This is a genomic window from Candidatus Babeliales bacterium (assembly GCA_035944115.1).
Taxonomy (GTDB): Bacteria; Babelota; Babeliae; order Babelales; family Vermiphilaceae; genus DASZBJ01.
Window position 1 is genome coordinate 68,048 of the sequence record DASZBJ010000049.1, and the last position, 21,471, is coordinate 89,518.

Genomic DNA, 21,471 nt, shown 5'->3' on the forward strand with positions numbered 1-21,471 from the left:
AAGCAAAGTCTGGTAGCTTGGCCGACGAAGCTCAACGTTCTTGATAACTCTAAAAAAGCGAAATGAAATGGTGTAGCAAGGAAAAAGTGTAGACGAAAGGACGGAGAGTAACTATGAATCGAATCAGATATGGTTTTTATATTTTTTGTATGGGATGCAATCTATTTTTAGCGGCTGCGGATGAACAAGAAAAGGTTATGTTGGAATTTGATTGGCAAAGAGCTGTTGAACAGTTTTCTTGGGCAAGGTATACAGCGCATCGTATATCATTAGTTAATCGCAATCTTTTTAGACCTATAAAAACCCCTCCAGGGCAAAGAAATCACACACCAATGGGCAGGGGATCCGATTATTCTGGAGATGAATTAAGTTGTTCTGAGCAAAATTATCTTGCGCGAATGCAGGGAAATCAGCAGCAAGAAACAACTGTTCTAACGCCTGTAAAAACAGTGCTACAGCAAGAGAAATCGGGATCAAAACAAAAAGAATAGTCGCATTTATAGATTTTGAAATATCATGCAGTGGGGCGTTGACGAAGTAAGTAGTTACTCTTAAGATAACAAAAGTTTGGCGTAATCATCATTGCGTTGATCTGATACATAGTGTAAAAACCCATAGGTTTTTTGTAAGAAGTGTGCTGGTTGTGCTGCTATTATTTTACATATGTAAAAATAGAAAATAAATTATTGTCGGTGTAATTAGGGTTTTGTGGTATCTTCATTTCAATGTAAAAATTTATTAAGCAATAAAGGGTCATTATGCGCAAAAAACTGATATATATTGTATGTTTGGTATTTTGTTTTGATATGAGTGCTGCGGCAGAAAATAATAATGCTGTGTACCTTACATCAATAGGCGGGCAGTTACACACTGAGTACTATGCAGCGTTACAGCAATTTCGGTGTGCTATGGGTGAGTGCACATGTCGTAGCGAGAGAAAAACATGTCATGTGCCGAGAGCCGATCTTAGCACGATAACGCGGTCAGCATTATTACGAATGTTTGGGCTTAGGGATGTGGATGCAAAAAATTTGGTTATGCAAAGTAAGCAAAGATATGAAGCATACATGGCTATGATAACGTGCGGTCTTGAGAATGTATCTATTCAGCAATCGTTACAGCCAGATGGAACCACAGCATTACGGATTGATGAACCACAGTTGAGTGAATATTATGAAAAAACAAAACCAGTTGCGCTGAATGCTGTAAAAACAGGGAATATTGATAGTGAGAATGAGCAATATGATGGATTAAAAGAATATGAACAAGCTTTTCAGGTGGCATGTCCAATGGAAGGGGGTTTTGATTATGATGCGAGTGAGGCTTACGATGCTCCACCTAAACCATTAAAGCAAACAGCAGCCCGTGCATCTCGATTCCCGTCTCCACTGTCACTACCTGATGAAAAAGAAGATGATGAATCTGAACCCAAAAATTCTGAATCACAGATTGATCGAGAGCATAACACGCCACCATTAGTGCCATTAAAAAAGTTTAAACCGCCTTTTTCTTTGCCTGCCATATCACCTTCATCATCCGAAGATGGTGATACTGAAAAAACATTTGGTTCGGCGTCAGAATATAACATGCGGCCAATAGGAAAAAAGGGTATGCAACGTTTAATAGCAAAAAATGCGAGGCATAATCTTGCATACTTAGAGCAGTATCGGAGGTTCCAAAAAGCAGAAGAAACAGGACATTTGATAGACAAAGTTGAAATGCTTAGCTGGGAAATGAGTAAAATGAGCTGTGAGTTTTCAAGCATTGCGGCGTGCATAAGCAGTATTAATTTGCAGGCAGGAAAATATGGCCGATCAGATGAAATTCAAAAAGCAATAACTAATGCGAGACAAGAGAGAATACGAAACATTAGAAAGGCCTGGATGAATCAAGCAAATCCGTTTCGTTTTTTAGATAACAACATAAAAACAGCACGCAAGTTAAAGCTTAAACAAGAAAGAGATCAAAAAGATACAGCGATGAAACGGCTGAAGTAATTGATATAGTATTGGTGTAGTACGTACAGAAGCATATTTTCTTTTTCGTTTGATGTCGGGAAAATTGTGGGATTATTACTCTCACAATTTTCCACTTTGTAATCTGGTTGTTGCGAGGAATCTTAATGTATAACATACGGTATTTTCTTTATATGAGTTGTTTTTTGATGAACGTGGCTAATGCTGCCGATGAAACTCCTGGATCGCCACCAGATAGAATGGTTCTTGCGCGATTATTTCCTAAAAGGCTAAGATCAGAGGCAAAGTCAGATGGGTTTATGTTACATAGGCCGCCATTAATCGCCCATGCAAAAAATGAGATGCAACGAAATCAAATGGTATTGGGTTGTGTGCCTGAACATAATGCATGGCTGGAAAATAGCATGACAGTACTGAGGCAAGTGCAAATGCTGCAAGGAGCGTATCAAGAGCTGCATAAGATAAAAAGCAGGCAAAAGCGTTCATGGACTCGTTAGGATGGATTTTGTGAATTTAATTTCTTAGGGAAGGGTGTATGTATATGATGCGCTATGTACTCTTTTTGTTTTGTACTATTAATCTACATGCTGCAAATCAGCAAGAGGTAGTAATCAAATGGTTAGCGGCATATCAAAAAAGGTTAGGGGATTACGCAGAGCAAATAGGATATCCTGCCCAACAAGCATCTGTAGAGGAAAAAGAATATGAAGCCAAGATTTTTGAATATGTATACTTGGACGAGAATGGTGAAAACAAACGTGGAGATTGGAGAATGTTATCACAGGATGGCTTATTATCTTATTATAGCGCTATCACGCCTGAAAGAGTTTTAGGATGTCCTTGCGGGAGAAGTGAGGATGAGCGAATGTCGGGTGCCATGTTGGTAAGCTATAAAAATAGTAATAGGGTGGTAGGTAACAATGATTCGGCCCTGAGCTTTCTTCATAAAAAAAATATTGGCGCATTGGCAAATCAAAAAGCTCGAGAGTTAAGGGAAAAAAGTGTGCATTGATGAAGGTGGCACTCGCTGTAGTAATATTGTTGCAGCAAGCATAAGATGTCCTTTCAACAATCCTTTTTAAGAATTTCATACAAATAGCGATCTTTTTTTCGATGTGATTATTATTTTATGATATAGTAGCGTACATGATTTTATTGTACAAAATGTAAAGGCTTATTATGCATCGCGCACTACTATATATTTTTTTTGTTTCGATTTGTTTTGGTATACCTGCAGCTAGCATGAACACGGAACTCACCGCGTCAGAAATAGAAGAAGGTATTTTCTTAGAAGGAGTGGAAAAGGCTGCTGTTCTGTGTTTCATTGCCACAGGGGACTCCCCACACATGCAAGACGATTTTGATGTAAGCGAATTTCTTGCAGGTTTTGTAAGGCCTAAAGCTTATGATTGGAAAAAGGAACAAATCAAAGGTAATCATGTTCGGTCAGAAGCATTAGTGGTACAAGCGGCACCATGTTGGTTGCCAGGACCGCTGTTATATGATGAGCAACAGTCTTGGGGCTCGCTCATTGATTTTCAACAAAAAACGCAAACAGTTGCAAGAGGTTCAAAAGAGACAGTCTTGGCATCGATGATTGCGGTTAAGAGTACCGTTACGGCGAGAGGAGGCGTGTTGAATCAAGTAGACATGCTTACACAAGGTCTGAGCAAAATGTGCTTGAGGACAGTAAAAAAAGTTGATATAGGCCCAAAACAAAGATCAAGAACAAAAGCCTTGCGTCGTCGTGTTTGTCCATATCCTAATCCTACTATTTATCAAAAGAGGATTCCTCGAGCACTCCAATATCAATAGTGGTTAATTACCGTAATCAATCGCCATGTGCTTAAACGCCTCTCCTCGCTCTTGATAATCTTTAAATAGATCATAACTTGCTCCTGCGGGTGACAATAAAATTTGATCTCCTGATTTTGCCTGCTGCATGCAAAGATCAAACGATTCTTCAAGAGTGCCTGCATGGTATGCAGGAACTCCTACTTGCCCGCAGAGTCTATATAATTCGTCCGCTTCTCCTCCAAAACAGTATATAGAGTGTACTAAGCCTTTGAGCTGTGCAATGAGCGGCGCACGATCAACACCCTTTCCTAACCCACCTAATAATAGATGAATAGGCCTGTTTTGTAGTGCATTAACTGCAGCGAGTGTTGCCTGTGGGGTAGTAGATTTTGAATCATTATAAAATGTAATACCATTTTTTGTGATAACTTTTTCGAGTCGATGGGCAGGAAGGACCAGTTGATCAGCAGCTTGTGCGATTACCGATACTGGAATGTTTAAAAGATGCAGGGCGCTTACGATAATAAGCCAGTTTTCTTTGAGCGATAGGGCAGGAAACTTTGTAGTAGCGATAACGTCTTGTTCTTGATTATATCGTCGAAAAATAACCGTATTATTACGAACAAAGAACAGTCCATCTTGTGGCTCTAACTGTTTTAATAGTTCAGATTCAGTTGAGAGGTCCCAAGAAAAAAAATGGCGTATGCTTTGTGTTTTAACACCATTGCATCGTGTAATCAATGAGAGCGGCAAGAGCGCCATTTGATCATTGGTTTGCTGTGTCATGATATGTGATTTTGCTTCAAAATATCGGTCCATTGTTTGATGTCTATCCAAATGGTTTTCATAGAGATTTGTGATGATTGCCAGATCTGGTGCAAATCGCGTTGCATATTCAAGTTGGAAGCTGCTGAGTTCTAAAATGCACAGATCGGCGCGATCATGGGTTATAAGATCTAACATGCCGGTACCAATATTTCCACCTACGTCGGTTTTTAGTCCAGCAAAGGTACATAACTGTCCAAGTAGGTGAGTAATACTTGTTTTCCCTGTTGCACCGGTAATTGCAACGATGGGGTATTGATAATGGGTATAAAAAAGGTCAACTTCAGTAATAAATTTATTGGCGTATTGAAGATAAGGATCTTTGTTGATCCCGGGGCTAGCGATAATAAGATCATTATGTTCGATAAATTGTAGTGGGTCTGATGACTGGAATAAGGATGCACCAGCAGTGACAATAACATTGTTTTGCTGCGCGGTTACCGCTTTTTGTTCAAAAACTTCTATAATGTTATTGGAGTTTTGTTGGTTAGAAAAATAGCGTAAGATTGATTGTCCCGTTACTCCGAATCCCCAAATGCCGATTTTTTTATTTTTAATGTTCATGTGTATATCTTTTTTTATGCTTATTTATTACAAAATATAGCTTAGCCTAATTTTGGAAAAAAAAGAAAACAACGGTATAATCAAGCCTAATCATACCGTAATGTTCTTATCAGTAGGAGAAGGCCCATGGCTGAGGACGTAAAAGATTCAAAATATAAAACTACATTAAATCTACCACGCACTGATTTTCCGATCAGGCCAAATGCAAAGGTAGATGATGCAGTTATGATTAGTCGATGGCAACAAGAACAGCTGTATGAAAAAGCATTCATTCATAACAGTGGTAAGCAAAAATATATTTTGCATGATGGTCCACCATATGCCAATGGGCATATTCATATCGGACATGCATATAACAAAATTTTAAAAGATATTGTTACCAAATCACAGCGTATGCTTGGTAAACATGTGCCAGTAACGCCAGGATGGGATTGTCATGGGCTGCCGATTGAATTGAAGGTGTCGCAAGAGAATCCGGGTTTATCTCGACAGGATCTTAAAAAAGCATGTCGTTCCTATGCACAAAAATGGATTGAAGTACAAAAAGAAGAGTTCAAGAAGCTGGGTGTGGTCATGGATTGGGATAATCCCTATACAACCATGTCGTATTCATACGAAGCATCTATTTTACAGGCGTTTGGTCAGTTTGTAGATGCGGGGTATATTGAGCGAAAAAATAAAACAGTGCCATGGTGTTGGTCATGTCAGACCGTGCTTGCAACTGCAGAGATTGAATATCAAGAGCGTAAGGATCCATCGGTATATGTTTTATTCCCATTGCATGCATCAATAATAGAAACATTATTCCCAACCCTTTCGGGTAAAGAAATTAGTTTTGTTGTTTGGACCACAACCCCATGGACATTGCCACTTAATCGGGCGGTGTTATTGCGGCCGAATGTGCACTATGTTGTTCTCGATCTGAACGGCACCTACGTTATTACTGCAAAACAGCTTGCACCTACCGTGGCTAAACTAGTTGAAGCAGAACCAAAAATCGTTGCAGAATTTAATTCTGACGAGCTATATGCACTAGGCGCTCGAGCCCACCATCCGTTTGTTGAGGGGTTATTGGTACCGGTCATTCTTGATCAATCGGTAATGGTAGAAGATGGTACTGCGTGTGTGCATAGTGCTCCTGGATGTGGACCAGAGGATTATGAAGTTGGCGTAAGAAATAGCTTAGAAATTTATTCTCCGCTGAGCAGCGATGGTAAATATACTGCTGAAATTATGCCACAAGAACTTTCTGGAATGTCAGTTGCAGATGGGCAAATTTGGGTTATTAAAAAATTAGTAGAAAAAAATAAGCTGTTTCATAAAACCAGTATCCGTCACCCCTATCCGCATTGTTGGCGATGCCATAACGGACTGATGTTCCGCGCGACCAAGCAATGGTTTTGTGATTTATCAAAAGAGAACCTTAAAGATCGCGCATTAGCGGCAATTGATACCATTGTTACATTGCCTGAGAAATCAGCGAATCGATTAAAGGCAACGGTAGAAGGGCGTTTAGAATGGTGTCTTTCTCGTCAGCGCGTGTGGGGAGTACCAATTCCGGCAGTGATTTGCAAACAATGCGATTATACGTATGTTACGAGTGCATTGATTAATCAGGTTGCATCACAAGTAGCGCATCACGGCATTGAATATTGGGATTCGATTACGTTGCAAGATCTGCTCCCATCAGGTTTTACGTGTCCAGGATGTCAGAAATCAGATTTTATAAAAGAAACCGATATTTTGGATGTTTGGTTTGATTCTGGAGTAAGCCATTTCGCAGTCCTTACGAAGAACCCGGCATTGCAATATCCAGCAGATATTTATCTTGAAGGTAAGGATCAGCATCGTGGTTGGTTCCAAAGTTCATTATTGACCGCAGTGGTTTTAGAAAATTCAGCGCCGATGCGTACCATCGTAACGCATGGTTTTACGGTTGATCAGCACGGAAAAAAGATGTCAAAATCAATTGGGAATGTCGTATCTCCGCAGCAAATTATAGATCAATTAGGAACTGATGGGTTGCGGTTATGGGCAAGCAGTATTGATTGTTCTGGTGATGCCGTTGTTTCTGACTTATTGTTAAATAACGTGTCGCAAGTGTTTCGTAAAGTCCGTAATACCTGTCGCTTCTTGTTATCAAATCTATACGATTTTGATATTGCAGTAGACGCAGTTCCGTTTGATCAGATGTTACTGATTGATCAATATGCTGTGGCGCAATTAGAATTAGTAAATAATGCAATTATTGAGGCGTATGATAATTTACAGCCAACAGCAATTTTTCATGCACTTGCAGATTATGCAGCGGTTGATTTAAGTTCCTTCTACTTGGATATTGTAAAAGATCGTTTGTACGTAGAAAAATCAAACGGATTTTTGCGACGATCAGCACAAACAGCTAGTTGGTATATTCTTGACACGTTAACCCGCCTAATAGCTCCGATTCTTTCCTGTACTGCTGAGCAGGTTGCAGATTTATATCAAAAAAACAAATCGGATTCGATACATTTACAGAATTTTGCAACGGTAGAAAGTAATATTATTGTAGATAAAAAAGAATGGGAACAATTTAAATCCATTCGCAGTGCGTTGCTCAAAGCGATTGAGCTTCTACGAGCCCAAGGAATTATTAAGCATTCTCTGGAAGCGGATTTGACTATTTATTGGGATGAATCAGTGCAGAAGTCGATAGGATCAATTCTAGCTGTTCTGGCAAAAGGTAATCAGTCACAAGATGAATTCCTTAAGGAATGTATGATTGTATCGGCATGTAGATTTGTGCCAGAACAAGGTGATTGTGAAAAAACAGAGTTGCCAGGATTGTATGTGCGAGTGCAAAAGGCAGCAGGGGAGAAATGTCTACGTTGCTGGCATTGGCAGGTTTCCTTGCATGCCGATGGATTATGCGAACGTTGTCAGGCGATTGTATAAGATTATAAAAAGCGATTGTAAATTACTCATGCCCCATGATCAAATAAGGTCATGGGGCATGTTTTTGGTGTGCATGTTTTTGGTGTGTGTCATTAATTCTTCGAATTGTCTGCGTGACGCATGGCCTCTGCCAGAGGTCGAGCTACTGTTGCAAATTTCTGCGCATGAGTAGGTGATTGAAAGCTTCTCTTGCTGGGTGCTCTTGCTGCAATTATTGCAACATGAAGTGGTGATACTGCGGGTGACGGTAGGAGTTGCGGGTTGGGTGAATCACTGCTATCGCTGCTTAATGTGCTTGCGCTGCGTGAGCTTTGGCTGCGGGAGCTTGCTGGGATTTGAAGAAAAGGGGGTTTTTGTGGGTTTTGCGGATTAGCAGCATGTAGCGGCTGATTGATGATGATGGCAGCAAATAGTAAAAAGAACTCTTTTAGATAATTCATTATACTCCTTATATTATATATTATAAATGTCGTTTCAGTTTTTAACACATATCTGCACCAATGTACAATATTTCTAGCGAATTGTTTTTAGGTTGGTAGGAATAAAAGCTGACTAGTTTAGATGATAATTGGTTGATTCTGCAGATGGGCGCAGCGATTGCGTGCAAAAAAACTTGTTACAACATTGGCTGCAATTACAATTGGAAACGCAAGGATGCAAGTAGTAAGAAGATTGCATGGGGGCATTAATTTTTAACATACTATGCAGTAATATGAGTTCGATCTAAGAAGATGGCAAATCCCTTCGAATTTTGTCGCGCCTTTTCGGCGCACAATTATCTGGATGGTGACGTTCGCCGAGGCTCTCTTCCGCCTTCGTTAAAACTCCGCCGGACAGGCACCATGACTGGAGGAGAACGCCAATAGTGCTAAAAATATGTATCTATAGTTCACAGTTTTACTTTTCAAATAAAGCCCTCTCCACAAAGCTACCCTATACTACTGCCATACACAGCAGAACATAAGACATTACCTACCGTCATTGTGAGCGAAGCGTAGCAATCCAGAATTTGTGCGCTCATCTGAGCGCGACATAATAGTTATCCGGCTCTTACGTCGAACTCACGTTATTTTTAACTTACTATGGCAGTAATGTGAGAGGCCGGGAGTGATTATTCACTCCCGGCCTCCTATATTTTTGAAATAATTATTGCGCTTAACGACCAGGCTTTTTAGCAGGTTTTCGTACCAGTGGCTCAGCCTCAATCAGTTCAGCTACCGCTTCTATCAATGGTATAGTCTGGGGAGTATAATTCTTTTGATATAATGCTTTAATTGCTTCGCCAAGATTTTTTAAAGCGATGGTGCCATTATGGGTTGGTGCGAGTGAGGCAACTTTATCAACCAGATCAAGTAATTCTGTTTTCTTCAAACGATCTTTAATAGTCCGTAACGCCGCATCTTTTTCTGAACCAGATATCTTTTTGAGTAGTCGACGTGCTCGATTTATAGTTAACGTAGCGCTTTCAACTGATCCCATCATGGATCGATTTGGTTGTTTTTGGCTTGCAGCAATGTCTACATATCGTTTTGTGTTGCCTGAGCCGGTTTGGTCAACGAGTTCTCCAATAGAATCCGCCGCATTATCGATAGAATCAAGTATCTTCTCAAGATCTTTGCTTGCTTTTTTCTCTTCAGTTGGTGTTTCAGGCTTCTTTTCTTGTTTAGCCGGCGTTGCTGGAGTTACGGGAGTTTCACTGTCAGTATCTTTGTTTGATGAAGTTCTGTTGCTAGTATTTGTTTTGCCTCTGCTTTTCGTAGGAGACTTGCTGCTGCTTGGATAATCATAATCACTACCGCCCTGATATCCACCACCATAATGCCCACCACCGCCACTGCTTGGGTAATAAGAAGAATAATCATTGTATGAGCCCATATCATAATCAGTAGATCCAGTTTTTCCCGTGGATTTTTGAGATGCAGGCTTACTCGGCTTCACTTCTTTTTTGGCAGATTCTTTGCGTATTTTTTTTGATTCTTCAACTGCTTTTTTTTGTGCTTTATCTTCTTGTCCTTTGATTTCCATGGCACGACCACTATATTTTTCTAAAATAGTATTGAGATTTTTTTCTAGTTGTGCGACGTACATAATCTCAGTAAAACTACCTAATATTTCTTTGATTTCTGAGCGGATTTTTTTTGATAATGGTTTAAATGGATCGAGGTTTTTTAATTTGGGGACAGAGTGATGTAACTTTTTTTGCAATGCAACAAGAGTATTATACGTTGTTCCATCTTTGATCAAAGTATCAATATAACGATATTCTTTTGTTATTGGATCTCGCTGTTTTAATTGAGTTATTGTGTAATACAAGGATTCAATTTTTGCGCGTAATCCTTCCCAAGTAAGATCAACTTGCCACTCTCTCACTTTATCTTGGCGTACCCAGCTGTCAATTTTACCCGGCAGCTCAGGAATGTATTGGGTATGCAATAGAAACTGCTCAATAAGGGTCAAAGTGCTTTCAATGATAGAAGTTGCTTTTTTAGTCTGTTCTAATGATTGTGAGGATGGAGAAGCAGTGGTAGAGGTAGCAGGCTTACTGCTTATCGGTTCAAATTTTTCAGAAGCTGGTTTTTGTTTTTGCATAGTTGGCATCGGGAGCTCTTCATCAAAACCGGTACTTTTTAATAATTCTAACAATTCTTCATCACTAATATTATCTAAAATATCTTCTGGAGATTTATCAGGAGACGCAGCAAATTCTTGTTCTATTTCTTCAAGAGAAATGCCTAATAGTGGTGTAGATATATTTTGTATTACAAGAAAGGAAACAACATATAAAAGAGATATTTTTTTATATACCATATTACCGTCCTTTTTGGTTATGTAAAAAAAAGAGGCGGTTGATTAACCGCCTCTTTGCATTCATTTTTTATTTTAATTCGTTAAGTACGTTAATTGCTTCACCGAGATCTTTTAGTGCCAGAATGATATCTGGTGTGTCAGTTTTAATCGCGATTGCTGCTGTTCCTTCAGCTATATCAAGTAGTTTCTTGTCATTGATCATTGCATGTACTTCACGAGCAGCAGGCTCTTTTTGAGCTTTGGATAGTTTTTTAAAGAGACGCTGTGCTTGCTCTATCGACAGTGTTGCTGTTTCAAGAGTTTGCATCACGGTGACCGTATCTTTAATAGATGAAGTTTGTGTTACTATACGGGTAACGAATTCTTTAACATCCTTTGCTTTGGTTTGGCTTACTACTGTTTGCACATCTTTTGCAGCAGATGAGATTACATCAGTTATTTTAGTTAATTCTTTGTTTTGTCCAGTAGTTGTTGCAGGTGCCGTAGGAGTTGGTTTGTTTGATGTATCTTTTTTAGGTTCAGCAGGTTTTGATGTCACCGCTTTTGTAGTTGGTTTTGCCTGTGCAATAATAGCATCGATACTTTTTTCCAGTTGTTCTTTGTAGATAGCATCAGAAAGGCTGCCAAGAACTGATTTCATCGCATCACGTGAACTCGTTGTTAATGCAGTTAATGCTTGTGGTGCTTGTACTTTTGGTTCTGCTGTGGTGAGATTTTCACTCAATGTAGAAAGAGCTTTGTAGGTTTTTTCATCTTTGATAAGCGCATCGATGTAATAATAGCTTTGTGTTAACGAATCACGATCTTTTAGCGAGGTAACCTTTTTATCAAATGTTTCTATTTTTGTTTTAAAGGCTGCCCAAGTAAGATCGTTTGGTAGATTTCCTGCTTTGTCCTTTTCAACCCAGCTTGCCATTGAACCAGATAGCTCAGAAATGCGTTGTACGGTACGTAGGAATCGCTCTGTTCGTGTAATAATATTGTTAAGCAGTGTGATTGCTTGCTCCGTGCGATCGACTGGTTTTGGAGTCACCACTATAGGGGTGGTAGGAGCTGGCGTAGTTGGAGTGGGTTCAGGAAGGGCAGTTAACTCATCTTCAAGGCCTTCAATACCGGCAAGGTCTTTAAAGAATTCGCTTAGTTGTTCTTCTGACATAGTTTCTAAGGCATGAGTAAGCTCTTCTACCTCTTTATTAAATTTTGCTCGCTCTTCAGTGGTTAGGGTGCTTACATACTTATCCACTTCCTTATTCGCGGCTTCTGCCCAAGCTAATAGTTCCTCATCAATAACAGGAGCGTTATGCTTTTGCGCTCCAGCGAGCACAGCAATCGATTGAAAGACAAAAAAAGTCATAAAAATCAGGGAATATTTTCTGAATGTCATACTGTTTATCCTATTTTTAGGTTAGGTCTAGTATTGTTTTCATATGTAGTGCTACTCAAAATATATTGCCAAATGGTAGCAATATCAATGTAACACATGATTTCACCGCTGTCTATTTGATTGGTGTTTGTTGTTCAGTAGGCCTCTTTTTCAAGAAGATACTATTAAAAATAATGATATGAAAAATCAATAATTAATAAAAGAGTCTTAAGATAATCGTAGCCTACTCGTGCTTTGAAGCTGAGTTATTTATGCGTTCTGATTGTAGTATGAGTGTAATAGTAGCAGGTATAACGGTCTTGAGGAATGTATCAATCGTTTTTTCGGGCACATGAGTGATCATGTTTGCAAGATCTTGCAGTGCATTATTATATATATCCTGTATGGCACTGGTTAAGATATTTGATGCAGCTTGGGTTGCCTCTTGTGCTTCTGGAGTTTCCACAGAACCATAGATTTCTTTTAATTCCATGAGGCTTTTACTATGACTTTCGAGCACCATCTTGATGGTGTCAACAGTTCGTAAGGAATATTTCTTTATTCTTTCTTTTTTTTCTGCGAATTCTTTTTGACTTTTTGCTTTACGCGTAGAAAGGTGAGTTTCGAATTGTTGTTGTGCTTTAGTACGTATATTTGTACATGCCGCTTGTAGGTCGTTGATAGCAGAACTATCGAAGAGGTTGTTAGATTCTAAAGCATTTGTTGTTCTCAGTACGGTGGCTTTTTGTTGCGTGGCAAGATAATTATCTATTGCTTTATTAATTGCTTTTGTTGTTTCTTCTTCAATTAAAGATGCATTAGTAGTTTTTACTTCTTGAGTATGGGATGCATTTGTTTGATGAGGTGTTAAGAATTTACCGTGTGTTTGCGCATATTGGGTACACGGTAATATAATGAGTGCTAATACAGATAACTGTTTTTTGTTTAACATAGGGCTCCTTTTAAAATTAATATATGTAGACATGTTGACAGCTATTCATATCATATAAATATTAAAATATCCACGGACCCTTTATTATGAAGATGATTTCCGATGTATGCTGGCATCATAATTGTTAATATTATAACTAATGGTAGAGAAGGCATATGAAGCGAATGCGTAAACAGGTACGACCGGGTGGGGTTTTATTATTAGAAGTTTTGTTAGCGTTTACTATGGTTACTATTATGGCAGCATTAGTGGCTCAGTTTAGTTGGAAAATTGTAGATATACATATAAAGGCGCATAGACGTATATCATTGCTTAATGAAGCAAAAAATGTATTGGACAGTTGGTTGGCAGGTAGTGCTCATGCTACGGCGATAGTAGAGAAAAACGATATTAATTATCTCGTGACAACACGAAAGAACAGGCCTCGTATTGTTGTAGATGATGCTGAGATTGCCCAGCTAACGGTAGATGGTTTTTGCCAGGTGGAGGTAAAAGCTACGTGGCAATCTATACATGATGAGATTGAAACGTATTCTATTTTCAGCGGTATTGTGTTGTGATAAAAAAGGTGGATATATGAAGATGAGTCAGCCTGGGTTTAGCCTTATCGAGTTTACCGTTTATTTTTTTTTAATTATTCAGCTAACGGTAATGGTTACTAGCTATATGGTATCAAATTATGCGACTATTACGGGGTATAATAAAATATCGGATATAGATATTAATCTATCATGTACTGTAGATGTTTTAGAACGAGATATTAAACAGTTTTGTTCGACCCAAGGGACCTTGTTACATAAAGCTGATAATGAATATATTTGGGTAGACGGTTTCAGTGTCGGTTGGGAAGTTTACAAAGGAAATGTAATACGTACCGAAGGATTATATGATCCGCTTACATATCAATGGCATGAATCAGTACGCGGGACTGTTGTAAATAATATCAAAGCTATCCATATAACGCCCTATTATGAAGGTAGTATAATGCGATCAATTGTATGTACCGTTGAATCAAATAATTCAAATAATATACTGACTCGGACTGTTGCAATACGGAATAAAAAAATAAAATGATGAGTATTAAAATACAGGGTAATGGCTCTTCATCACTGTTTGTGCTCGTGATAATATCTATTATTTCTCTCTGTTTTATCAGTTCTTTTTATAACGCAATTCGATTGCAGGATATTGTGCGGATGCGTGAGTCATACGCGGAGCGAGTGTATGCAGCAGAAGGGGTATTAAATTATGCTATTGCATTTGCATCTACCCATTATGATGCAATAAAAATATATGCTAAAACGCCAGCGCAAGTAATTACGATATGGTTTGATGATTTGATGCCAATGCCGGCCTCTGCACCTAAGCATAGGCCAGTGGTTAAAAAAAAAATAACTATAACATATGGCCATGTAACCCCACCGCCCCGGCACATACCACTGGTTGGTAAGGCAACTATAATAATGCAAGAAGGGATTGTGGTGATTGAGGCGGTGGTCAGTCGTAATGAAACAGTGCTTGCTGCGTTGACATGCCAAGTAGTAAAGCCGCATACTAGTGCGGATCTTATTGTTGCTGGATGGCGTCATGATCAATCTGCGAGTTAGTATAGTATGATGCTTCATGCCTTTTTGCGCGTGAATTTTACATTGATTTTTGATCATTCTCTTTTCCAGATACCCTCTTTTTTGTAAAGATGTAATGACAGTAGCGATTATATTTTTCTACGTTCTAAATTCGGCGGAATTATAAAAAGGGTGGCCATGTATTATCGTCGATACTTTCATCTTCTTTTCACATTATTTTCATTAGCTTTATTTAGTTCTACGCGCATCATCAGGTCACATGGATTTGCGCCCGATACAGTTATTACTATGAAAAATGGTAAAGAGCTGCTGCCCTTTTTTCGCCTTGCTAATTTGATTGTTATGTCCACGTGGAAAAGAGTGACGGCGTATGATGCGCTCAAAAAAAAATGGGTTAAGCGGTGGATAGAAGGGGTGGGCTTTAGTCAAACAGATAGCTATTGCCGTCTTTCTTTTATGCAAGATTCATCGCCGATTGTTTGTACTCCTGCGCAACCGTTTTATCGGGTTTCCGATCAGAAATGGGTGGAGGTATATAAGCTGCGTAGTGGCGACAAGTTGTTATGTCGAGATAATAGAACCGTAACGGTTTCAAAAGTTGTTTTAGTGCAAGAACCGCTGAGAGTGTGCACATTGCAGGTTGCATCGGCACACACTTTTTTAGTAGGTAAGCAGGGTGTTGTTGCGCATAATACCCTACTGCCACTGGGAGCGTTTATTCGTTTTAGTGTGCCGTTTGGAGCTGCCGGAGCAGGTGCAGGGATTAGTTTTGGTCCCGTTGGCATCACGGTTGGTGTTTTGCTCTGTGGTGCTGTAGGAATTATTTATGATCTTCATCGCAGAAAAGCATATGCAACATATCACTCCGCAGAAGGACAAAAAACAGTTGCACTGTTTGCGCAAGAAGTTGCAAAGAATCATGGGGAGACGGCAGTATCAGGAGGGCGTACGCAAAGGCCATCTGCTGCGGCGAGTAAGGCGCATGTGCCAGCGGTAGATGAAAAGGGTGTAGTGTGCGAAAAAACTAATGGTAATACTTCATCTGCGTCACTCGTACCTACAACAGTGTGTGATGGCAAGAATGGTGAAGATCGTAATGATGGTGATTGTACAACAGTCGATTGTTCTGATGATGTTACGCAACGTCGTCTTTCTTCAGATGTAACATTCATGCACGATGCGCACCATAGTTGTGTGTTCAGCAATGCAAGCGAAGTGCCTGAAGAAATAGTGAACATAGTTGATTCACTGCATCCATCTCGGGATATTGATTTTTCTGGTCATTCAAGCAAGCATCCATCCAAAAAATCATCGGGCGGTTCAATGTTTGCACGTACCGGTAATTATTTTGTGCACGATCTTGATCAGCAAGAGAAATTGATAATAGAAGCAAGCGAGAGGTGCGATGATTTTCAAAAATCAGAATGTGAAGCAGCTCTGTATGATTATGCATCTAAAAATAGTGATCAACTTGGACTTCGTAAAGATCTCGTTGAGCAAATTAAAAATAACGGGGCTGTGTATGAATCTCGTTCTTATGAAATAGCAACACCAGTTGGCGATCTGTTGCAGGATTATAATTATGACGTTCTTGCGTATGACCATTTTTACGGTGATCAACTACAACAGCTAGCGCATCAAGATTGTATAGATATTTTAGAAAAAATTGTTTACCAAAATCATGCACTACCCCTGCATGTGCGACAACAAGATTTTTCTAAAGGCCTACTTGGATGTGTTGATGCAGCACGCGAATACAATCACGTAGGATTACCAGAAAAGTCATTTCATATTATCGACTTTTGTTATGCATTTCTTGATTGTGGGGTAGATGTTGTTAAAGGTGTTCTTGAAGGAACGGCTAAAGGACTTATTGGAGCGGTAAGCCATTGCATACAACATCCGATTGAAACCGCAGCATGCGTTGTAGCCGGCAAATACGTGTTTGCATATCATTTACTGTGTTTGCTAGAAAACGTTGCAGAGATTGGTGCTGATGCGTTACGCGCTTACCATGCAGGGCAAACGGAATGGGATGAATTTCTTAAGCCAGTTAAAGAGCAGATTAAAGAACTATCGCAGCAGCAAGTTTCTTTGCGTGGTGCGGCAGAAGGGACAACAGCATTTGTAGTCCATTGGATAGCGCAAAATAAGCTACATGGCGGACTTAATGATATTTTCAAGGCAGCAAAGACAGCAGTAAAGACAAAAGCTGCTTCACTTGCTAATAAATTGCCACGAGCTACTTCTGATCACGTTTTGACAACGCCAGAAGGGGTTAGTTTTAGTGCGTCTTCGGTTGATAATAATCAGCTTTCTGCTAACAATAATACATTAGCAAAACAGGCGCATACTCCGAAACAGCAGAATCATGCTTCAAAGCAACAACATGGTAAGCAGCAGTTAGGTAATAGTAAAAATCAACAACCTTCACCATCGAGGCAAGACAAGACGCAAACTTGTAATCAGCCACAACCAGAAGTATTGAACAATCAAACTTGTGCAATACTAAATAAAAAAAATAAAGAAATTGCTAACATAGCGAATAATATAGGATTTAAAAAAACAAACTATTATTTGCATGGACAACCTATTTTCCAAAAAGGTAATAAGTTTATTTCTTTTGATGTGGACGCGCACAATGGAGGATTTTGGAAAATGGCAGACTCTGTTAAAAATCTATCCAGTAAAAAAACGAGACTGGGGACATATGATAAATTCTTAAATAGGATTGGAAATTAAGTGTTTAATTGGAGAATAACAAAATATAATCCGAAATACAGAAATACAAATGGTGTCTATTTAAAAAATGAGTGGACATCGTATTCCGACATTGAAAAGCAGTTTTCAAATGAAGTATTGACCTTTGATGATTATATTAAGATTGAGAATAGATATATTGAAGCAACTAGGCTGCTTATGAAATGCGCGAATATAACGTCTTTACATTTAGACTCTTTAGAAATATCTGATGTAGATAAAGAAGATGTACATCTATCCGCTTCCATGGTTGAAGTTTTTGATCGCTTGCAAGAAGGGTTAGTAGTAGATTTATCTATGCTTGATGATGTCGTACGTCTAATTTTAAGAGAAGTGATCTGGGGAAAGCTGCAAACAAAAAATTTTTATGTTCATTTTGGATATGATTATTATATGTATGTTGGTAGCATAGATCGATCAATAGAGGCAATAAAAAAGATAGAGGATTTAGGTTTATTTGTAGAGCCTTATTCATCCCCATATAAGTAGTATCGGGAGATGGCACAAAGCCTTCAGAATGGGAAATTGATCTTGAACATGTATTACGATTTTTAGATGAGAAAAAAGATAACTAAACGATCAGAATCAAATTATATGAAATATATTGGTATATGCATTTCTGCCTTGGCGTGTAATAGCGCATTTGCATATCCCACGCTATTTTTTTGGCAGATTTTTTTATTCTTAATTCCTATATTTTATTATGGAGTATATGCAGGTTCTTTAACATTTTTAGACGGTTTTTTCTGGGGGTTTATTTATAACACCATTCATTTTTTAGAGTTCTTCTTTCTGCTTAAAAAATATAATTCATTGATAGTAGCAGCGGGATGTTTTTTTTGCTTAGTTGTGTATAGCTCTGTATATGCAGGGGGATGGTTTTGTATTGGCACCTTTGTATCATCTCGGCATCATGCGCAATGGTATAAAAGATTTATATGGATTATGGTCTCTTGGTTTTATTTTTTTTTCATTCAGTTCTATCTGTTTTGGATGATAGGAATGGGAGATTGCTTTGCAAATCTACTGTTACCATGTGCGCACTATCCATCAACGTTGCGATTATTACCAATCGTAGGATCAACGGTTCTGGTATTGAGTGTAATAATCTGTGCCCAGTTGCTTACCGCAGCGTTAGTAACTAAAAAAATCTCATTTTTGTGGGGGGCTCTGTGTTTTGTGATACCATTTTGTGTTGGATTGATGTACCAATATCCAGCAGCATCGGTACCGCAATGGCTGCATACAATTGGGTATGTTGCACCGCTTGCAAACTATACAGGGTATCCGCTTGATGATGCACAGGAAATTAACCATAAAATCATGCAATTTTTATATGAACATCCGCATAAAAAAATAGTGATTATGCCAGAAGAAGGTTATCCATATCCATTAAATACTGTACCTGAAGCTGTTGTAATATGGCAGCAGAATGGACTTGCATCAGGAGTTACATTATTAATCGGTGCTCACAAAGTGGATCGCGAAAAACTATTTAACTCCCTGTATCGTATAGATGATACGAATATTTCGGCTCTCTATGATAAATCGTTCCTCGTGCCTTTGTATGAGTATATACCAAGTCCAAGCTTAAACTGGGCCCGTAAGCTTTTTTTAAAAGACAAGCAGGGGTTTTGTGCTTCAGACAGGCAGCAGACGCCAATAGCTATTACTGATGGCTGTGTGGTTATGCCGTACATATGTTCCGATTTGTACTTTTCAACACAATATAAACTCCCAAATACGTTACTGTGTATTGTGAATGATGGATGGTGCTATTTGCCTGAAATGCGGCATATTATGTACCTTTTTGCGCGATATCGAGCAATTGAGTTACGACAGCCTTGCATCTATATTGGCCATCATAGAGGGCTGATCATCGCTAGTGATGGTTCTTTGCTCGATTGTGCCTTATAAACAGTTCTATTCAAATCATCCTTTTTAAACTATAATGAATCGACATATTTCATAAGAGTGAATCATCTTAGAAAGGTATTTTCATGAAAGTATTTCTTTTAAAAAATGTAGTAGGAATAGGGATTGCAGGGGAAATCATCAAAGCAAAAGATGGTTTTGCGGTTAATTATCTTATTCCACAAAAACTTGGTGTTGAAGTAACCCCACACAATGAGCAATCGTTTTTAAAAAAACTGAAAGTAATTGATAACCGTAAAGACGTGATTGCATCTAAAACGTCCATACTTGCGGAAAAAATTAAAGATACAACAGTGATTATTAAACGCAAAACGCATGATAACGGCAAACTGTTTGGGTCAATTAGTGCGTCAGAAATTGCTGATGAAATCACAAAAAGTGGCATCACTGTTTCAAAAAACCAGGTAGAAATCGATAAGTCTATTAAAAGTATTGGTACTCACGAAGTAACGATTAAGTTATCTTCTTCTTTGTTGCCAAAAGTAACCGTTAAAGTTGTTGCTGAACAATAAATATACATAGGTAATGCACTAAACATCATGCAAATACGTAAAAGATTAAAAAAAGATTTTTTAGAACCGATCAGTCCTGAAAAAATGTTGGGCAAGCGTCTTCCTTCTAGTTTAGAGGCAGAACGTGCGGTTCTTGGTGCTTTGCTTTTAAATGATGAATACGTGGGGCAGGTGGCAGAGATTCTTACTACTAAAGATTTTTATCATCTTCCTCATGCTATGATTTATCAAGCCATTCACGATTTATCACAACAATTTAAGCGTATTGATTTGGTAACCTTGCAAGATGAATTAGAAAAAAAAGATCAATTAACTATTATTGGGGGCATTACCTATTTAATGGGTTTGCAGGAAGATATACCTGCAATGGGACTGTTAAAGCAGCATGCAACAATTATTAAAGAGAAATCGGTTTTGCGGGAGTTGATTAATTCTGCAACTAATATCATTGGGAACTGTTATACGCAAAACGATAATGATATTGATTCAGTCCTTGATGATGCAGAAAAAACCATTTTTCAGATATCAAATAAAAGAACTGCTGAAAACTTTGTACAACTTAATATTTGGTTAAAAAAGACATTTCAACATTTATCTGATATTAAGAGCCATAGCAAAGGAATCACGGGGATCTCTTCCGGTTATAAAAAGTTGGATGAGATGACATCCGGATTTCAAAAAGGTGATTTTATTGTACTTGCAGCTCGTCCATCGATGGGTAAAACAGCGATGGGTATGGGCCTTGCATTACAAGCTGCAGCGCAAGGTAACACAGTTGGTATTTTTTCTCTTGAAATGAGTGCAGAACAGTTAATCTTGCGACAGTTATCTTCAGAATCGGGTATTGCGCACCATAACATTCGCAATGCAACGATTAGTTCTCAAGAATGGATAGAATTAACATCGGTGGCTGCGCGCCTTGCAGAAATGAAGTTATTTATAGACGATACATCTATGCTTAACCTCATGGATTTACGTGCAAAAGCGCGAAAGCTTAAAATTGAGCACAATTTACAGTTTTTATTAATTGATTATCTGCAGCTGGTTCATACTACAAAGCAGCATGAAAATAGGCACCAAGAGGTATCAGATATTTCTCGATCATTAAAAGCATTGGCTAAAGAGCTTCAAATTCCTATTATCGCGATGGCACAGTTATCACGTGCCGTTGATGCGCGTATGGACAAACGTCCCATGCTTTCAGATTTGCGTGAATCTGGAGCGATTGAGCAGGATGCTGATTTAATTATGTTTTTATATCGTGATGTGGTATATAACGCTGAAACAGAAAATCCAAATCATGCAGAATTGATTATCGGAAAACAGCGAAATGGACCGACCGGAACAGTACAATTGCAATTTATTCGTGAATTGACAAAATTTGTTGATGAAGATGGCAATCACGGATACGGAGGCTACGGTTAATAGTTCTTCCGACGTTCCAGCCTTTGGTCTACGT

19 protein-coding genes are annotated in these 21,471 nt (G+C 38.7%); 14 read left to right on the forward strand and 5 right to left on the reverse strand.

Features of this window, described 5'->3' with window-relative positions:
- Positions 1–113: 113 nt before the first annotated feature.
- The 5 genes from VGT41_06285 (at position 114) to VGT41_06305 (ending at position 3,791) form a co-directional block, all read left to right on the forward strand.
- Entirely contained in the window at positions 114–491 is a 378-nt protein-coding gene (locus VGT41_06285; protein ID HEV2601869.1) for a hypothetical protein, read from the forward strand.
- A 267-nt stretch (positions 492–758) separates the two neighbouring features.
- Positions 759–1,997: a hypothetical protein gene (locus tag VGT41_06290; protein HEV2601870.1), complete on the forward strand. Its 1,239-nt coding sequence runs from the start codon at positions 759–761 to the stop codon at positions 1,995–1,997.
- Positions 1,998–2,122: 125 nt separating this feature from the next.
- On the forward strand, positions 2,123–2,473 hold the full coding sequence (locus VGT41_06295; protein HEV2601871.1) for a hypothetical protein: 351 nt from the start codon (positions 2,123–2,125) through the stop codon (positions 2,471–2,473).
- Between the two features lie 44 nt (positions 2,474–2,517).
- Positions 2,518–2,988 (forward strand): hypothetical protein, encoded by a 471-nt coding sequence (locus VGT41_06300; protein HEV2601872.1) that lies wholly within the window; start codon positions 2,518–2,520, stop codon positions 2,986–2,988.
- A gap of 167 nt (positions 2,989–3,155) precedes the next feature.
- Positions 3,156–3,791, forward strand: a complete 636-nt coding sequence (locus VGT41_06305) for a hypothetical protein (protein HEV2601873.1) — start codon at positions 3,156–3,158, stop codon at positions 3,789–3,791.
- Between the two features lie 3 nt (positions 3,792–3,794).
- Here the strand turns inward: VGT41_06305 and murD are convergent, their stop codons facing one another.
- Positions 3,795–5,162 (reverse strand): UDP-N-acetylmuramoyl-L-alanine--D-glutamate ligase, encoded by a 1,368-nt coding sequence (murD, locus tag VGT41_06310; GenBank protein HEV2601874.1) that lies wholly within the window; start codon positions 5,160–5,162, stop codon positions 3,795–3,797.
- A 126-nt stretch (positions 5,163–5,288) separates the two neighbouring features.
- Here murD and ileS point away from each other — a divergent pair, with 126 nt between their 5' ends.
- Positions 5,289–8,096, forward strand: a complete 2,808-nt coding sequence (ileS, locus tag VGT41_06315) for an isoleucine--tRNA ligase (protein ID HEV2601875.1) — start codon at positions 5,289–5,291, stop codon at positions 8,094–8,096.
- 92 nt (positions 8,097–8,188) lie between these two features.
- Here the strand turns inward: ileS and VGT41_06320 are convergent, their stop codons facing one another.
- From VGT41_06320 to VGT41_06335, 4 genes are all read right to left on the reverse strand, one after another.
- Complete coding sequence (locus VGT41_06320) at positions 8,189–8,536, reverse strand: hypothetical protein (protein HEV2601876.1); 348 nt, start codon at positions 8,534–8,536, stop codon at positions 8,189–8,191.
- Positions 8,537–9,251: 715 nt separating this feature from the next.
- A complete protein-coding gene (locus VGT41_06325) occupies positions 9,252–10,904 on the reverse strand; it encodes a hypothetical protein (GenBank protein ID HEV2601877.1) in 1,653 nt (550 codons plus the stop codon).
- Between the two features lie 67 nt (positions 10,905–10,971).
- The gene (locus VGT41_06330) at positions 10,972–12,288 is read right to left on the reverse strand and encodes a hypothetical protein (protein HEV2601878.1); all 1,317 of its coding nucleotides are present in this window, start codon (positions 12,286–12,288) and stop codon (positions 10,972–10,974) included.
- Between the two features lie 223 nt (positions 12,289–12,511).
- Positions 12,512–13,219 (reverse strand): hypothetical protein, encoded by a 708-nt coding sequence (locus VGT41_06335; GenBank protein ID HEV2601879.1) that lies wholly within the window; start codon positions 13,217–13,219, stop codon positions 12,512–12,514.
- 155 nt (positions 13,220–13,374) lie between these two features.
- Here VGT41_06335 and VGT41_06340 point away from each other — a divergent pair, with 155 nt between their 5' ends.
- From VGT41_06340 to dnaB, 8 genes are all read left to right on the forward strand, one after another.
- The gene (locus VGT41_06340) at positions 13,375–13,779 is read left to right on the forward strand and encodes a hypothetical protein (protein HEV2601880.1); all 405 of its coding nucleotides are present in this window, start codon (positions 13,375–13,377) and stop codon (positions 13,777–13,779) included.
- Positions 13,780–13,795: 16 nt separating this feature from the next.
- Positions 13,796–14,293 carry a hypothetical protein gene (locus VGT41_06345; GenBank protein ID HEV2601881.1) on the forward strand — a complete coding sequence of 166 codons (498 nt, stop codon included), beginning with the start codon at positions 13,796–13,798 and terminating at the stop codon, positions 14,291–14,293.
- Entirely contained in the window at positions 14,290–14,826 is a 537-nt protein-coding gene (locus tag VGT41_06350) for a hypothetical protein (protein HEV2601882.1), read from the forward strand. Before VGT41_06345 ends, VGT41_06350 begins: the two co-directional genes overlap by 4 nt.
- 156 nt (positions 14,827–14,982) lie before the next feature.
- Positions 14,983–17,547: a toxin C-terminal domain-containing protein gene (locus tag VGT41_06355; GenBank protein ID HEV2601883.1), complete on the forward strand. Its 2,565-nt coding sequence runs from the start codon at positions 14,983–14,985 to the stop codon at positions 17,545–17,547.
- Positions 17,548–18,054, forward strand: coding sequence for a hypothetical protein (locus tag VGT41_06360; protein ID HEV2601884.1), 507 nt, complete (start codon positions 17,548–17,550; stop codon positions 18,052–18,054). It begins immediately after the preceding gene.
- Positions 18,055–18,120: 66 nt separating this feature from the next.
- On the forward strand, positions 18,121–19,482 hold the full coding sequence (locus VGT41_06365; protein HEV2601885.1) for a hypothetical protein: 1,362 nt from the start codon (positions 18,121–18,123) through the stop codon (positions 19,480–19,482).
- A gap of 83 nt (positions 19,483–19,565) precedes the next feature.
- Complete coding sequence (rplI, locus tag VGT41_06370) at positions 19,566–20,012, forward strand: 50S ribosomal protein L9 (protein HEV2601886.1); 447 nt, start codon at positions 19,566–19,568, stop codon at positions 20,010–20,012.
- A 27-nt stretch (positions 20,013–20,039) separates the two neighbouring features.
- Positions 20,040–21,437 carry a replicative DNA helicase gene (gene dnaB / locus VGT41_06375; GenBank protein ID HEV2601887.1) on the forward strand — a complete coding sequence of 466 codons (1,398 nt, stop codon included), beginning with the start codon at positions 20,040–20,042 and terminating at the stop codon, positions 21,435–21,437.
- The last annotated feature ends 34 nt before the right edge of the window (positions 21,438–21,471 follow it).

Excerpts from the sequence above, each read along its gene's own strand:
- VGT41_06305 (HEV2601873.1), top strand. The coding sequence starts at position 3,156 with ATGCATCGCGCACTACTATATATTTTTTTTGTTTCGATTTGTTTTGGT.
- VGT41_06350 (HEV2601882.1), top strand. The coding sequence starts at position 14,290 with ATGATGAGTATTAAAATACAGGGTAATGGCTCTTCATCACTGTTTGTG.
- VGT41_06335 (HEV2601879.1), bottom strand. The coding sequence starts at position 13,219 with ATGTTAAACAAAAAACAGTTATCTGTATTAGCACTCATTATATTACCG.
- VGT41_06325 (HEV2601877.1), bottom strand. The coding sequence starts at position 10,904 with ATGGTATATAAAAAAATATCTCTTTTATATGTTGTTTCCTTTCTTGTA.
- rplI (HEV2601886.1), top strand. The coding sequence starts at position 19,566 with ATGAAAGTATTTCTTTTAAAAAATGTAGTAGGAATAGGGATTGCAGGG.
- ileS (HEV2601875.1), top strand. The coding sequence starts at position 5,289 with ATGGCTGAGGACGTAAAAGATTCAAAATATAAAACTACATTAAATCTA.
- VGT41_06295 (HEV2601871.1), top strand. The coding sequence starts at position 2,123 with ATGTATAACATACGGTATTTTCTTTATATGAGTTGTTTTTTGATGAAC.
- VGT41_06365 (HEV2601885.1), top strand. The coding sequence starts at position 18,121 with ATGAGAAAAAAGATAACTAAACGATCAGAATCAAATTATATGAAATAT.
- VGT41_06285 (HEV2601869.1), top strand. The coding sequence starts at position 114 with ATGAATCGAATCAGATATGGTTTTTATATTTTTTGTATGGGATGCAAT.
- VGT41_06345 (HEV2601881.1), top strand. The coding sequence starts at position 13,796 with ATGAAGATGAGTCAGCCTGGGTTTAGCCTTATCGAGTTTACCGTTTAT.
- murD (HEV2601874.1), bottom strand. The coding sequence starts at position 5,162 with ATGAACATTAAAAATAAAAAAATCGGCATTTGGGGATTCGGAGTAACG.
- VGT41_06340 (HEV2601880.1), top strand. The coding sequence starts at position 13,375 with ATGAAGCGAATGCGTAAACAGGTACGACCGGGTGGGGTTTTATTATTA.
- dnaB (HEV2601887.1), top strand. The coding sequence starts at position 20,040 with ATGCAAATACGTAAAAGATTAAAAAAAGATTTTTTAGAACCGATCAGT.
- VGT41_06330 (HEV2601878.1), bottom strand. The coding sequence starts at position 12,288 with ATGACATTCAGAAAATATTCCCTGATTTTTATGACTTTTTTTGTCTTT.
- VGT41_06355 (HEV2601883.1), top strand. The coding sequence starts at position 14,983 with ATGTATTATCGTCGATACTTTCATCTTCTTTTCACATTATTTTCATTA.
- VGT41_06320 (HEV2601876.1), bottom strand. The coding sequence starts at position 8,536 with ATGAATTATCTAAAAGAGTTCTTTTTACTATTTGCTGCCATCATCATC.
- VGT41_06290 (HEV2601870.1), top strand. The coding sequence starts at position 759 with ATGCGCAAAAAACTGATATATATTGTATGTTTGGTATTTTGTTTTGAT.
- VGT41_06300 (HEV2601872.1), top strand. The coding sequence starts at position 2,518 with ATGATGCGCTATGTACTCTTTTTGTTTTGTACTATTAATCTACATGCT.